We start from the raw sequence: 13,408 nt of genomic DNA, 5'->3' as shown, positions 1-13,408 counted from the left end.
CAATTGTTTTTGTTGTTCTAAAAATAGACACATCATTAATCGTATATTTGTGCAATGACCAAAGAAAATATTCAAGATTTGAGGGATCGAACTGCTTCCCTGAGGAGGCATCTTTGACATCGATACTAAACGAGAAGAGATCCATAAAGACCAGAGTTTAACACTTACTCCTAATTTTTGGGATGACCCTAAAGCAGCTGAGGCTGTATTACATACCATACAAAGTAAAAAGATCTGGACTGATTCTTATGATAAGCTGTTAACGCTTGTTGAAGACTCGGTTGTAATGTATGATTTCTTTCATGCAGGAGATGCCAGTGCTGAAGAAGTTGATGAGGTATATAATCATGCTTTGCATGCTTTAGAGGATTTGGAGTTTAAGAATATGCTGAGTTCTGAGGAAGATCAATTGGGTGCAGTTCTTCAAATTACATCAGGTGCGGGAGGGACGGAAAGTTGCGACTGGGCTGAGATGTTGATGAGGATGTATTTGATGTGGGGAGAGAGAAATGGTTATAAGATTACTGAACAAGATTATCAATCGGGTGAAATTGCAGGTCTGAAATCTGTTACATTGCAGTTTGAAGGCAGTTTTCCCTATGGTTATTTAAAAGGAGAAAATGGTGTGCATCGACTGGTGCGTATTTCACCTTTTGATTCTAATGCTAAAAGACACACTTCATTCGCTTCTGTATATGTTTATCCGTTAATTGACGATACGATTGAGATTGATGTTAAGGATTCTGAAGTTGAATGGGATACCTTTCGTTCAGGAGGTGCGGGTGGACAGAATGTTAATAAGGTAGAGACTGCTGTTCGATTGCATCATAAACCTACGGGAATTGTTATTAAAAATCAAGAGTCCCGTTCTCAATTGCAAAACAAGGAAAATGCGATGCGCTTGTTGAAATCTCAATTGTACGAGATAGAGATGCGTAAGAAAATGGAAGCAACGGCTCTAATTGAAGGTAATAAGAAGAAGATTGAATGGGGATCGCAAATACGAAACTATGTATTGCACCCTTATAAAATGGTGAAAGACCTGCGTACAAATTATGAAACATCCAATACACAAGCTGTATTGGATGGGGAAATAGATGAGTTTTTAAAGGCGTATTTAATGGAATTTAGCGACGATTAGAAATCGTTTTTCCACATCATGCTTTCTACTGGTTTGGTAGTTTTCCGATTGTATTTTGCATTCCCTTTGGTGTTATACGGAATTTCGATTTCACCCTCAACAGCAAAGTAGATAAGCTGCCCGATTGGCATTCCGGCATAAACGCGAACGGATTGAGTGACAGATATTTCTAAAGTCCATGTATTGCAAAAGCCAACATCGCCTTTTCCTGCAGTAGCATGGATGTCGATTCCTAAGCGACCGATGCTTGATTTTCCTTCTAAAAAAGGAACGTGTTTATAGGTTTCAGTATATTCAACGGTTACCCCCAGATATAGGGTGCCTGGTTCCAGAACAATCCCCTCTTTTGGGATTTCCAGATGAACAACTTCATTGTGTTCTTTTGCATCTAATATTCGATTTTTGTAAGTAGCCAGGTACTTCCCTAAATGTACATCATATGAATTGGTCCCCAGGCATTTACGATCATAAGGCTCGATTACAATGTTTCCGGCTTCAATCTCTTCAAGTATTCGTTTATCAGATAAAATCATGGATGTAAAATTAGAAAATAATCTTGCTTAATATACTCGGAGAAGTCAAAAAACTGTTTTTAAATTAATATCCGGACAAATGTTTGTAATTTGGAATGCTTTTATCAAAAAAGAAAAGAAATTAAGAGAGAATGCCGATACGTTATATTAAAACCTTAGCCAATGGAAGCTCCCTATGCTTATGGCAAATTGAAGAAAGTGAAGAGGAATTGCGATCAAGCTTATGCATCAGTAATCGGGAGCAAAATGAGTTATTAGCGATCCGTTCAGAAAAAGGGAGAATACGTTGGTTAGCAGTACGACAGGCATTGAATGCTTTGTTTCCGGAAGGAGTGGCTGAGTGTTTTAAAGATGAGCATGGCAAGCCTTATATTGATAAATACGAGGGTTATATTTCCCTGAGCCACTCAAATGATTTTGCTATTGCAATGGTTCATCCAAAGCATGCTGTAGGTGTAGATATAGAAATAATTCAACCTAAGATAAGGCGGATAGCTAAAAAATTTCTGAAAGATTTTGAAATTGAAAGAGTGAATGGTGAACATAAAATTGAAAGACTTTATGTTTGCTGGTGTGCTAAAGAAGCAATTTTTAAATGGCAGGGAAAAAAGGGGATTTCTTTAAAACAGAACATTGAAATTGAAGCTTTTCAATATCAAGAAACCGGGAAACTTGATGCGCGTCTGTATACCTCAGATTTTTCGCAACATCTGACAGTAGATTATGAGAAAATGGATGGTTACCTTTTAGCCTATGTTTGCAATGCGTAAATTTGTAGATTGAAATAAAAACAATGCAAAACAAGAAAGTTATTTTTCAGGATTGGGGGAGTGTCGATTATTCGGAGGCTTGGGGAAAGCAGGAAAGTATTTTCGCCGATATTGTAGCTCAGAAGGTTGCTAATCGTACAAATAACACGGTTGGTCCTACAGATAACTACCTTATTTTTGTAGAACATCCACATGTATATACACTCGGAAAAAGCGGTAAACCTGAGCATTTGCTATTAGGCGATGCTGAACTTAAAGAGAAAGGTGCAACCTATCATAAGATTAACAGAGGTGGAGATATTACTTATCATGGGCCGGGACAAATTGTTGGCTACCCGATATTAGATCTTGATAATTTCTTTACAGATATTCATCTATACTTAAGAACGCTGGAGGAAGCCATTATACTGACCTTAGCAGAGTATGGCATCGTGGCTGGAAGATATCCCGGTTATACCGGGGTATGGTTAGAGCCGGATAGTGAGCGCGCCCGCAAAATATGCGCTATGGGCGTTCGGAGCAGTCGCTGGGTGACGATGCATGGTTTTGCCTTTAATGTGAACGCAGACCTAAGTTATTTCAATCACATTGTTCCATGTGGGATTGATGATAAACAGGTTACTTCCATGGAAGCAGAGCTCGGAGCGAAGCAAGATATATCTGAAGTGAAAAAGCGACTGAAGCACCATTTGTCAGTACTCTTTCAGATGGATTTTGTTTAAATCCTTATTTATTTCCCTTAATCCTTTTGAGAGCTTCCGTATCAATGGTTCCATCCATTTGGACCGGACGAGCTTTCATTATTCTTTTATCTAATTCACCTGCGAAGGATACCTTTTGTAAAAGAGACCTTGGTGCAAATGTCATCGTTCTGGCTCGTGCTTGCGGACTTGCAACAGGATCGATCAGGCTTAATGCTTTTGCTATTAATGGATCTTCTTTAGAGCCGATGGGCGATAAAGGCAAGAAATCAACTTCGTCAATCTCATAATCCGGTATTAAGCCTTGATCATAATCTCCTTCGCCATTTTTATCTGCTAGTTTAACAATAATCGGCTGTAGAGCCCAATTTATTACCCGTGGTTTTCGGGTATCTTCGATTGTAATGGATCCCTCATTTTTGCCTCGAGTGGTTTCACCTATATGAATAACAGGCATATAAGGAGCCAAATTATGAATTACCAGTTCACTTGCAGAAGCAGAATTATAGGTTCCTAATATATAAACTTTCGGTAGATTTAAGTTTGCAGCTTGTACTTCAGCATTCATGGTACTGGCTGTTGCAGCCGTATCCGGACTGTTTGATAATGCAGGGAATAGTCTTGAAAAGCTATCATTCCTATCTTCTACAGGAATCATGGCGTTTAAAAGGTCATTATAATTATAATTCACGAAGATTTGGTTCTTATTATAGTTTGGTTTAATCAATGCTGACAGTAAGCCGGAAACAGCGATTCCGCCACCTAAATTATAACGCAGATCCAAAATAAGTTCGTTGACTCCCGATGATTTGAATTCCTTGAAAACGTCAAGAAGTTCATTTGATTCTTCATTTAAGAAGCGATTATAAAAAAGATATCCTACTTTTTTGCCAGATTGTGTGGTAATGATGCTATGATAATAGACAGATGGTTCATCTACGCGCGTAGCAGTAAGATTGACTTTACTTCCAGTTTTTAAAACTTGATCTTCTATGGTAGCAAGAGTAATTTGGAAACTCTCCCCGTTAAAATAAGGATCTAGCAGTGTTTCATAATTTCCAGAAGTCATTGATGTACCATTTACTTCCGTAAAAAGATCACCTCGTTTTATACCACGAATGTCAGCGGGAGATCCGGGAATGACATATCTTACCACCCCTAAAACACTTTCATCATCGTTGTATGATACGAGCATAATATTCAATCCGGTGGTAGTGCTTACACCAGCCAGATTATCATTTAAATCATCAACGTTTTGAATCCAGGAAAACCGATCAGCATCATCAAGTATGCTCTCGAAGAAGTCGGGAGGAGCTAGTTTGAGGTTTAATTGAGCGTCATTAGGTATACTTTTGTTCCAGTAATAATAAATACGCATACTATCGGTTATCCATGTGTTAATCGCAGTATTTGATGCTGGATTACCGGGAACACGAGAGGTGTCTCTTGTACGGGGAGGTATAGGAGAAGGAACTTCTGATTTTTGGCAGGAGGCCGCGAACAATAAGAGAATAATAGAACTAAATAAAAAATGTCTTTTTAAGAATAATATATATGATGTGTTCATGCCCGTCGATTTTCTAATCAAAAATAATTATAAAAAAGGAATAAGTATTTAAGAATTAACAGATAACAGGCTTAAAAAAAAAGCCACTCTGAATAAACAGAATGGCTTTTTTTATTTATATAGCAAATGATATTACATCATTCCGCCCATGCCGCCCATTGGAGGAGCACCGGCAGCGCCTTTATCTTCTTCTGGAGCATCTGCTAGAACTACCTCAGTAGTTAATAACATCGATGCGATCGAAGCTGCATTTTCCAATGCTATACGAGAAACTTTAGTCGGGTCAATAACACCGGCTTTAATTAAGTTCTCATAAGAATCAGTACGTGCATTGTAGCCGTAATCAGCAGCACCTTCTTTTACTCGTTGAACTACGATAGATCCTTCAACACCTGCGTTTGTACAGATTTGACGTAAAGGCTCTTCGATAGCACGTTTGATGATATTGATACCAGTAGTTTCATCCTCGTTATCACCTTTCAGATCAGCTAAAGCTTCAATTGCACGGATGAAGGCAACACCTCCACCAGCTACAATACCTTCTTCAACTGCTGCACGAGTTGCATGTAAAGCATCATCTACACGGTCTTTCTTTTCTTTCATTTCAACTTCAGTTGCAGCTCCAACATATAATACAGCTACACCGCCAGCTAATTTTGCTAAGCGCTCTTGAAGTTTTTCACGATCGTAATCAGATGTAGTGCTTTCGATTTGAGATTTAATCTGACTTACACGTGCTTTAATATCTTCGCTGTTACCAGAACCATTAATCATGGTTGTATTATCTTTATCGATAAGTACTTTTTCTGCCTGGCCTAAGAAATCTAATTCAGCATTTTCTAATTTGAAACCTCTTTCTTCAGAGATTACAGTACCACCTGTTAAGATAGCGATGTCTTCTAACATTGCTTTTCTACGGTCACCGAATCCCGGAGCTTTAACTGCTGCAACTTTCAATGAACCACGGATTTTATTCACTACTAATGTAGCCAATGCTTCTCCGTCTAAATCTTCTGCAATGATTAAAAGTGGTTTTCCTGTTTGTACTTGTTTTTCTAAAATAGGAAGAAGTTCCTTCATGTTACTGATCTTTTTATCGTAGATCAGGATGTAAGGGCTTTCTAACTCAACTTCCATTTTATCAGTGTTGGTAACAAAGTAAGGCGATAAGTAACCGCGATCAAATTGCATACCTTCAACAGTTTTAACTTCAGTTTCAGTACCTTTTGCTTCTTCAACAGTTATTACACCATCTTTACCAACTTTGGTCATTGCTTCAGCGATTAATGAACCGATAACTTCGTCATTGTTAGCTGAAATTGAAGCAACTTGCTTAATTTTTTGATTATCTTCTCCTACTGTCTGAGATTGAGATTGCAGGTTATTTACAACGATAGAAACTGCTTTGTCGATTCCACGTTTTAAATCCATTGGGTTCGCACCCGCTGCAACGTTTTTAATACCTGCAGTAATGATAGCCTGAGCCAAAACAGTTGCAGTAGTTGTACCATCACCAGCTTGGTCAGCAGTTTTAGAAGCCACTTCTTTTACCATTTGTGCACCCATGTTTTCCATAGGCTCTTTCAGGTCGATTTCTTTAGCTACCGTAACACCATCTTTCGTAATAGCCGGAGAACCAAATTTTTTCTCAATAATTACATTACGACCTTTTGGTCCTAAGGTTACTTTTACAGCATTTGCTAACGTGTCAACGCCCCTTTTCAGAGCATCACGCGCATCAATATTATATTTTACTTCTTTTGCCATTTTATTTATAGTAATGTTATTAATTATAATTAATCCTTAATCAGATAATTATTCAAACCGTTAATTTATTGAATGTTATGCGTAAGACTTCTGCAATTAAAGAACTGCATAAATGTCTGATTCGCGCATAATTAAGTACTCTTTTCCTTCGTAGGTAATCTCCGTACCCGCATATTTTCCGTATAGTACTTCATCGCCAACTTTTACAGTTAATGGTTCGTCAACTTTACCATCACCAACAGCTACCACAGATCCACGTTGAGGTTTTTCTTTTGCGGTATCTGGAATATAAATCCCTGATGCGGTTTTTTCTTCTGCAGGAGCGGCTTGTACAACCACTCTGTCTCCGATAGGTTTAATGTTTAATGCCATAATTTTGATCTATTAAAAATTTAATGTTTAACACTTTAACTACTTGTTCAGGAATTATGCCAAAGCTTGTTTTTGTATAATCCTTGCCAATTTTTCATTCTTTTGCTCTTAAAAGCAGAAGCTCTCTTTAAAGTTGTCATTGGCTTATGCAAAAATGACAGAGAACCTTTATACAAAAAAAGGGGATGAAACCTTCATCCCCTTCAATTTATTCGGTTTATCTAATTTTAATTAGTTGTATCGCTTGGTGTAGTAATCGGAGTTAACGGTGCAGCTGTATTCGGAGCTGTAGTTGTAGGTACCGTGGTAGGAGTAATTTGATCTCCTAATCCAGAACCACCTATACCAGCACCACCATCTGTAGGCATGGTAGCATTAATTAATAAAGAAATAACCATGATAGCGATAACTAACACCCAAGTACCGGTTTCAAGAATATCTCCTGTGCGTTTAACACCCATCAGGTTGTTTGATCCCGCGAAGTTTGAGTTTAATCCGCCACCTTTTGGATTTTGTATTAATACAATAAATACCAATAAAATAGAGGCTAGGATAATAAGAGCGATAAATAAATAAAACATTGTATAATTAATTTAATTTCTGATTCAGTTTTTCAATAAGGTTCGCAAAATAAAGACTTTTTTCGGGATATTTCAAACTTAATTTTTTATAAGTGTCTATAGCTTTGTGATAAAGTCCTTGTTCCGTATAAATTTTGGCAAGTGTTTCAGACACGAAACCTGAATTATCTTCGGCACTTCTACGCGCCTTGTTCTCTAAATTGATTTTATCAGCTGTAGGAGGCTTTATTTGCGGATCTTCTTTAATGAACTTTTCTATGATCGCATCTTCCTTATGAGGGATCTTAAAAGTTTTGGCGTTTCCATTAAATTGTTCGCTTAATTTCTTTTCAGGATCTTGGAGGTTAAAGATATGCTCCCTGATTTGTTGGTCTAACGGATTGGATAAGTTTTTCTTGTCGGTTTCGTTCTTTTTCTCACTGTCATCTGAAGGAGCATAAGGCTGATAGGTATCGGCATATTCCATTCTGGTTTTTTGAAGCCACCATACAAATGAATAGGGCATCCAGTCATCCAGGTATCGACTAGGTGTTGAATTCTCAGTTTCAGTTTTAACTTCAGTCTCAACCTCCACCTCAGCTTCTGGTTCCTCCTCCCTTAATGGATCAGACACTAAAGTACCTTGAAGCACTTCCTCAATAGAATATTTCTCTGAGTCAGTATACTCAATTTCTTCAATTTTTTCGTTATAAACGAATTCCTTGAATGTTTCGGGGTCAGTACTATACAAAATTGCTTTTTGATAAATAGCTTTAGCATCTTCCGTCTTTTTCAAAACGCTTAATCGTGCTTGTAGAGCCCAAAGAGATTGAGCGTATGGATACTCCCTAATCAACTCTTTCACCTCAGTCAAATCAGCTTGGTCCGGATTGGCCAAGAATTGATAAAACCTTTTTTGTTTCATATTTATTCCCATATTAATATCCTCATTTACCAATTTGCAAAGGCACGGTTAAAAATATCTTCCGTTAGCATAGCGTTAATATCCTTTATCAGTTGTTGCTCCTGACTTTGAATAGGGCCGGCGTTTGTAGAAAAATCCTTAAAACGGCTAAAGGACTCCTCAAAATTTAATGATGGGGTAGCTGTATTTGTATATTTAACGCTTACTGTAATGGTTAATCGATTCAACCCGGCACGGTCGTTACCCTGAACCGCTGTCGGATTAATGGTATAGCCCGTAATCCTTCCCGAGAAAGATGCATCGGCATCTGCCCTAACCATACTTAACCGGCTTTGATTTCTAATTCTTTCTTTCAGCGCTTCTGTAAAATCCTGACTTAAATACGGTACTACCAAAGGAGCATTGTTTTCAAAGAAATCAACACTGACTGTTTCCATCGATGCTGGTATAGAAGCGCCCGTAAAGCTGTATATACCACAAGATAAATTGCACCCTAGAGCAACGAATATAATAAAGGCACAGATTAATTTATTTTTAATAGCAAGAAACATTAGTTTAGATTTAGATCTTTAATTTTACGGTATAGCGTTCTTTCTGAAATACCTAGCTCCTGTGCAGCTAATTTACGCTTTCCTTTATGCTTTTTAAGGGCTTTCTTGATTAAATCAGATTCTTTATCTACTAATGACAAAGATTCCTCGACTTCCTCTACATCTTCAGTAATATTGATATCGTCAGAGTTATCATGATTTGGTTGATGGATCGTTAGCGTAGGAGAACTGGGAAATTCTACACGTGGCTGATCTATTTCCTGGTACAGCTGATTGATGTATGGAGAGTGTTCGTCTATGGTAGATGAATTAATACCATTGTTTACAATGCCAACAACCAGTTTTTTTAACTCAACCATATCCTTCTTCATATCAAAAAGAACCTTGTATAGCAAATCCCGTTCTGAGAAATCATCTTTATTGCCATGCGGGATCCGCATCGGTAAGTTACTCTTTCCTTCAGGCGGTAAATAGTTTTTGATAGTTTGCGAGGTAATGTTACGATCCTTTTCAAGAACGGCAATTTGTTCTGCAACGTTCTTTAATTGACGTACGTTCCCTGGCCAGCCATACTCGGTTAAAAGCCTTTGGGCATCTTCTGTTAACTGTACACTTGGGCTGCGATACTTATCAGTAAAGTCAGCTATAAATTTTCTGAAGATTAGATTAATATCCTCTTTTCGTTCACGTAGGGAAGGGATTCTTAATGGAACGGTATTTAACCTGTAATATAAATCTTCCCTGAATTTCCCATTTTCAACCGCACTATATACGTCTACGTTAGTTGCTGCAACAATACGTACATCTGTTTTTTGTACTTTTGATGAACCTACTCGGATATACTCCCCCGATTCCAATACGCGTAGTAACCTGGCCTGCGTTCCGACAGGTAGTTCAGCTACTTCATCCAAGAAAATCGTGCCGCCATTAACCACTTCAAAATATCCTTTACGCGCCTCGTGTGCACCCGTAAATGAACCTTTTTCATGTCCGAAAAGTTCAGAATCAATAGTCCCTTCTGGAATCGCCCCGCAGTTTACTGCGATAAAAGGTCCATGCTTCCTTGCACTCAATTGATGGATTATATGTGAGAATACTTCTTTACCACTACCACTTTCACCGGTTATTAGAACAGAGATATCCGTAGGTGCAACTTGCTTGGCAACATCAATAGCCCGATTCAGAAGAGGAGAATTCCCAATAATTCCGAATCTGTTTTTTACATCTTGTATATCCATACTTAATTATTCAATAATTTTTCCGATTAATGTAGCCGATGTACAGGTTTCCCCTAATACGGTTACATAATCTCCAATTTTATAAGAATCAACAACAGGAAAAACCACCATTGAGTTTTGATCGTTTCTGCCGCAAAAATCCTGATCTGATCTTTTTGAAAAGCCTTCTATAAGTACCTTATGGGTTTTTCCTAATTGATTTTCTAGCCTTTTAAGACTATATCCTCTTTGTTTACTAACAATTTCTGTCAGTCTTCGTTTTTTCACTTCTTCAGATACATCGTCTTCAAGCCGTTTTGCAGCTAAAGTTCCCGGTCTTTCTGAGTAGGTAAACATATACGCATAATCGTATTGAACTAAATCCATAATGGATAAAGTATCTTCATGATCTTGTTCAGTCTCAGTACAGAATCCAGAAATAATATCGGTTGAAATACCACAGTTCGGTACAATTCTACGGATGGCATTTATACGGTCAATATACCACTCTCTTGTATACGTACGGTTCATTAAATCTAAAACACGCGAACTGCCTGACTGGATTGGCAGGTGAATATTGTTGCAGATATTGGGATATTTAGCGATTGTGTAAAGAACGTCATCTGTAAGATCCTTGGGATGCGAAGTAGAAAAGCGTACCCTTAATAAAGGATCGACATCTGCAACCATAGCCAGTAGGTCTGCAAAGGTTATAACCGCTTCATTCTCTTTTCCGTCCGCTTTATATTTATATGAATCAACATTCTGCCCTAATAAGGTTACCTCTCGATAGCCCGCCTCAAATAAATCTCTTGCTTCCTGTACGATGGATTCAGCACTTCTGCTTCGCTCTCTACCACGTGTAAAGGGTACTACGCAAAAGGAACACATATTATCACAGCCACGCATGATGGAGATAAATGCCGTGATGCCATTGGAATTTAAGCGCACCGGACTAATATCAGCGTATGTTTCTTCTCTCGAAAGCAACACATTCACTTCACGAGAGCCTTCTTCAACCTTTGCGATAAGATTTGGCAAGTCGCGATACGCATCAGGCCCCACTACTAAGTCAACTAGTTTCTCTTCTTCTAGGAATTTTGACTTTAACCGTTCTGCCATACAGCCCAAAACTCCGATAATCATTCCTGGATTTTGACTCTTTGCGGTTTTAAAATCTGTTAAACGTTTACGAACCCGTTGTTCTGCGTTCTCCCGAATAGAGCAGGTATTGATGAAAATTACATCAGCATCATTAAAAGTCCCGGTAGTTTCAAAGCCATAGTCAAATAAAATAGAAGCAACAATCTCGCTATCTGCAAAATTCATCTGACAACCATAACTTTCGATATATAGCTTTCTGCTATCATTTGTTGATAGGTCATTCTTTAGCAAAAGTGCTTCCCCTTGGCGAGCTTCATCGTGTTCTTTTGATTGAATATTTAATTCTAACATAGATTTTGATTTCGAACATCAAAGATACAAAAAAAATGATATAATGACAGTTTGTCATGTTAAAGCAAAGTAAAATTGTATAAGTTTCTGAATGAATGAACTATTTACCTTGATTTATGTTAGTTAACAGGTAAGAATGAGTTTTATTATACTTTATGGATAAAAACCGCAGTGATCTAAAACAATCAATTGAAAATAATTGGAAGAAAATATTAATCTGGACAGCATCTGTAGTAGGCTTTATAGTTTTACTGTTGATTATTGGCGGTTTTATTTTACAGAGCCGCCTTCCTGAAACCCTAAAGAAAAGAATAAGTACAGAAACAAAAGGTGTGTATGAATTGAAGTTCGATAGGATGAATGTCAGTCTGTTAAGTGGTTCTGTCGGATTGAGGAATGTAAAGCTCTTGCCAGATACGACAGCCTATTTTAAGCTTGACAGCACGCAACGTGCTTCCAAGCTTTTTAAGATAAATGCTCAATCACTGGATATATCAGGTCTTGGTTTTTTAAGATTGATTTTCAAAAAGGATCTGGATGTTTCTAGCATTACCCTCAACAGGCCCGATCTTATTGTTATGAAAATGACCGATACGGCCAAGGTTGATTCCAATGCAAATGAATCTTTATATGAGCAAATGCCCTCCCTTTTAAAAGACGCAAAAATAAAAGTACTCCGAGTTAATGAACTGTCCTATGTTCGGCAGGAAAAGGGTGATACAACTAAGCAAGAAGGCAAGTGGAGTAATCTGAGCTTTGCGCTCGAGTCAATTTTTATTGACTCTCTTAGCCAGAAAGATTCAACCACTTTTTGGTTTTGCAAAAATATTCAGGTTAATAGCAGAAAGGTTCAATTTTCTGCAAGTGATGGAATGTATAAGTATACGATCGGAGAAGTGAAGGCTTCTATGAAAAATAGAACCATTGATATTCTTGATTTTAAAATCATCCCTCAATATCCCGAATTAGAGTTCTCACAAAAGATGGGTAAAGAAGGAGACCGTTATCAAATGGTTATTCAAAATCTGAATGCCCGGGATGTGAATTTTAAGCATCTCGAAGCAGAAGGCCGTTTACACGTTTCAGCTTTAAATCTTGAGGATGCCGAACTGCGGGTTTTTCACAATAAGATGTTACCACCAGCCAGAGGGGTGAAGGTTGGAAATTTCCCCAACATTGCTATAAAAAGATTGGCTGTTCCATTAATAGTGGATACCATGCATGTAAAGAATTTTGATGTTTATTATAAAGAACTAAGTGATCAGTCAAAGAAAGCCGGCACTGCTTATTTTACAAATATCTACGGTACGCTCCATAATATAACAAACGATAGTTTACAATGGAAAAAGGATCCTTGGTGCCGGACTACTTTTCAAACAAACTTTTTAGGAAAGGTTAAGCTTGTAGTTGATATTAATTTAAACATGGAGGATAAGGATGGAGAGTTTAACTATAAAGGTTCATTAGGTCAATCTGACGGTCCGTTTTATAATCAACTATTGGAGCCGCTTGCAATGGCGAAGATTGAAGGTGGAACCATACAAAAAGTCACGTTTGATGTTCATGCAAACAGCTATGGCTCAACAGCAAATGTTCAGATGCTTTATAGTGATTTAAAAGTTAGCTTATTAGGCAAAGACGGAAAAGTATTGAAAAAGAAAGGCTTGCTTTCCTTTCTGGCAAATACGTTTATTGTAAAAAACAGCAACCCCAGAAAAAAGGGCGAAACTCCTCTAAGTGCTGATGTAAGTTATACTCATGACCGCGAAAGGTCCTTTTTTAATTTAATGTGGAAGAGTATATTTACGGGATTAAAGGTAAATGTAGGAGTGCCCGAACTTTAAAGGTA

13 protein-coding genes are annotated in these 13,408 nt (G+C 37.8%); 4 read left to right on the top strand and 9 right to left on the bottom strand.

Going from position 1 to position 13,408, the window contains the following annotated elements; all coding sequences use genetic code 11:
• Window positions 1-54 precede the first annotated feature (54 nt).
• Window positions 55-1,141, top strand: a protein-coding gene (prfB, locus tag VL047_RS00470; RefSeq protein WP_414635293.1) for a peptide chain release factor 2 whose coding sequence is annotated in 2 segments (ribosomal slippage) — window positions 55-105 and window positions 107-1,141 — 1,086 coding nt in all. Because the reading frame shifts where the segments join, the coding sequence is not laid out codon by codon here.
• On the opposite strand, the gene dcd is transcribed toward prfB, so the two are convergent.
• Window positions 1,138-1,674 carry a dCTP deaminase gene (dcd, locus tag VL047_RS00465; RefSeq protein WP_325357392.1) on the bottom strand — a complete coding sequence of 179 codons (537 nt, stop codon included), beginning with the start codon at window positions 1,672-1,674 and terminating at the stop codon, window positions 1,138-1,140. The two genes, prfB and dcd, sit on opposite strands and share 4 nt — an antisense overlap.
• Before the next feature lie 131 nt (window positions 1,675-1,805).
• On the opposite strand from dcd, the gene VL047_RS00460 reads away from it, so the two are divergent.
• Together VL047_RS00460 and lipB are read left to right on the top strand one after the other, a co-directional pair.
• Entirely contained in the window at window positions 1,806-2,444 is a 639-nt protein-coding gene (locus VL047_RS00460; RefSeq protein WP_325357390.1) for a 4'-phosphopantetheinyl transferase family protein, read from the top strand.
• A 23-nt stretch (window positions 2,445-2,467) separates the two neighbouring features.
• Window positions 2,468-3,166, top strand: coding sequence for a lipoyl(octanoyl) transferase LipB (gene lipB, locus VL047_RS00455; RefSeq protein WP_325357388.1), 699 nt, complete (start codon window positions 2,468-2,470; stop codon window positions 3,164-3,166).
• A gap of 4 nt (window positions 3,167-3,170) precedes the next feature.
• Here lipB and VL047_RS00450 read toward each other — a convergent pair whose 3' ends face one another.
• The 8 genes from VL047_RS00450 to miaB all read right to left on the bottom strand — a co-directional run bounded on the left by VL047_RS00450 (window position 3,171) and on the right by miaB (window position 11,559).
• Entirely contained in the window at window positions 3,171-4,712 is a 1,542-nt protein-coding gene (locus VL047_RS00450; RefSeq protein ID WP_325357386.1) for a S41 family peptidase, read from the bottom strand.
• Window positions 4,713-4,844: 132 nt separating this feature from the next.
• Window positions 4,845-6,479, bottom strand: coding sequence for a chaperonin GroEL (gene groL, locus VL047_RS00445; protein ID WP_325357384.1), 1,635 nt, complete (start codon window positions 6,477-6,479; stop codon window positions 4,845-4,847).
• 96 nt (window positions 6,480-6,575) lie between these two features.
• Window positions 6,576-6,851 (bottom strand): co-chaperone GroES, encoded by a 276-nt coding sequence (gene groES / locus VL047_RS00440; RefSeq protein WP_325357382.1) that lies wholly within the window; start codon window positions 6,849-6,851, stop codon window positions 6,576-6,578.
• A 227-nt stretch (window positions 6,852-7,078) separates the two neighbouring features.
• On the bottom strand, window positions 7,079-7,432 hold the full coding sequence (secG, locus tag VL047_RS00435; RefSeq protein ID WP_325357380.1) for a preprotein translocase subunit SecG: 354 nt from the start codon (window positions 7,430-7,432) through the stop codon (window positions 7,079-7,081).
• A gap of 7 nt (window positions 7,433-7,439) precedes the next feature.
• Entirely contained in the window at window positions 7,440-8,336 is an 897-nt protein-coding gene (locus VL047_RS00430) for a hypothetical protein (RefSeq protein ID WP_325357378.1), read from the bottom strand.
• 26 nt (window positions 8,337-8,362) lie between these two features.
• On the bottom strand, window positions 8,363-8,773 hold the full coding sequence (locus VL047_RS00425) for an LptE family protein (protein WP_325357376.1): 411 nt from the start codon (window positions 8,771-8,773) through the stop codon (window positions 8,363-8,365).
• Between the two features lie 113 nt (window positions 8,774-8,886).
• Entirely contained in the window at window positions 8,887-10,125 is a 1,239-nt protein-coding gene (locus VL047_RS00420) for a sigma-54 dependent transcriptional regulator (RefSeq protein ID WP_325357374.1), read from the bottom strand.
• 6 nt (window positions 10,126-10,131) lie between these two features.
• The gene (gene miaB, locus VL047_RS00415) at window positions 10,132-11,559 is read right to left on the bottom strand and encodes a tRNA (N6-isopentenyl adenosine(37)-C2)-methylthiotransferase MiaB (protein ID WP_325357372.1); all 1,428 of its coding nucleotides are present in this window, start codon (window positions 11,557-11,559) and stop codon (window positions 10,132-10,134) included.
• 155 nt (window positions 11,560-11,714) lie between these two features.
• On the opposite strand from miaB, the gene VL047_RS00410 reads away from it, so the two are divergent.
• A complete protein-coding gene (locus VL047_RS00410) occupies window positions 11,715-13,403 on the top strand; it encodes a hypothetical protein (RefSeq protein WP_325357370.1) in 1,689 nt (562 codons plus the stop codon).
• The last annotated feature ends 5 nt before the right edge of the window (window positions 13,404-13,408 follow it).

Source organism: Albibacterium sp. (assembly GCF_035514885.1).
GTDB lineage: Bacteria > Bacteroidota > Bacteroidia > Sphingobacteriales > Sphingobacteriaceae > Albibacterium.
The sequence above is the reverse complement of the archived record's forward strand: the minus strand, read 5'-3'. Positions and strand labels throughout refer to the sequence as shown.

Excerpts from the sequence above, each read along its gene's own strand:
- groL (WP_325357384.1), bottom strand. The coding sequence starts at position 6,479 with ATGGCAAAAGAAGTAAAATATAATATTGATGCGCGTGATGCTCTGAAA.
- dcd (WP_325357392.1), bottom strand. The coding sequence starts at position 1,674 with ATGATTTTATCTGATAAACGAATACTTGAAGAGATTGAAGCCGGAAAC.
- secG (WP_325357380.1), bottom strand. The coding sequence starts at position 7,432 with ATGTTTTATTTATTTATCGCTCTTATTATCCTAGCCTCTATTTTATTG.
- miaB (WP_325357372.1), bottom strand. The coding sequence starts at position 11,559 with ATGTTAGAATTAAATATTCAATCAAAAGAACACGATGAAGCTCGCCAA.
- groES (WP_325357382.1), bottom strand. The coding sequence starts at position 6,851 with ATGGCATTAAACATTAAACCTATCGGAGACAGAGTGGTTGTACAAGCC.
- VL047_RS00420 (WP_325357374.1), bottom strand. The coding sequence starts at position 10,125 with ATGGATATACAAGATGTAAAAAACAGATTCGGAATTATTGGGAATTCT.
- VL047_RS00430 (WP_325357378.1), bottom strand. The coding sequence starts at position 8,336 with ATGAAACAAAAAAGGTTTTATCAATTCTTGGCCAATCCGGACCAAGCT.
- VL047_RS00460 (WP_325357390.1), top strand. The coding sequence starts at position 1,806 with ATGCCGATACGTTATATTAAAACCTTAGCCAATGGAAGCTCCCTATGC.
- VL047_RS00410 (WP_325357370.1), top strand. The coding sequence starts at position 11,715 with ATGGATAAAAACCGCAGTGATCTAAAACAATCAATTGAAAATAATTGG.
- VL047_RS00450 (WP_325357386.1), bottom strand. The coding sequence starts at position 4,712 with ATGAACACATCATATATATTATTCTTAAAAAGACATTTTTTATTTAGT.
- lipB (WP_325357388.1), top strand. The coding sequence starts at position 2,468 with ATGCAAAACAAGAAAGTTATTTTTCAGGATTGGGGGAGTGTCGATTAT.
- VL047_RS00425 (WP_325357376.1), bottom strand. The coding sequence starts at position 8,773 with ATGGAAACAGTCAGTGTTGATTTCTTTGAAAACAATGCTCCTTTGGTA.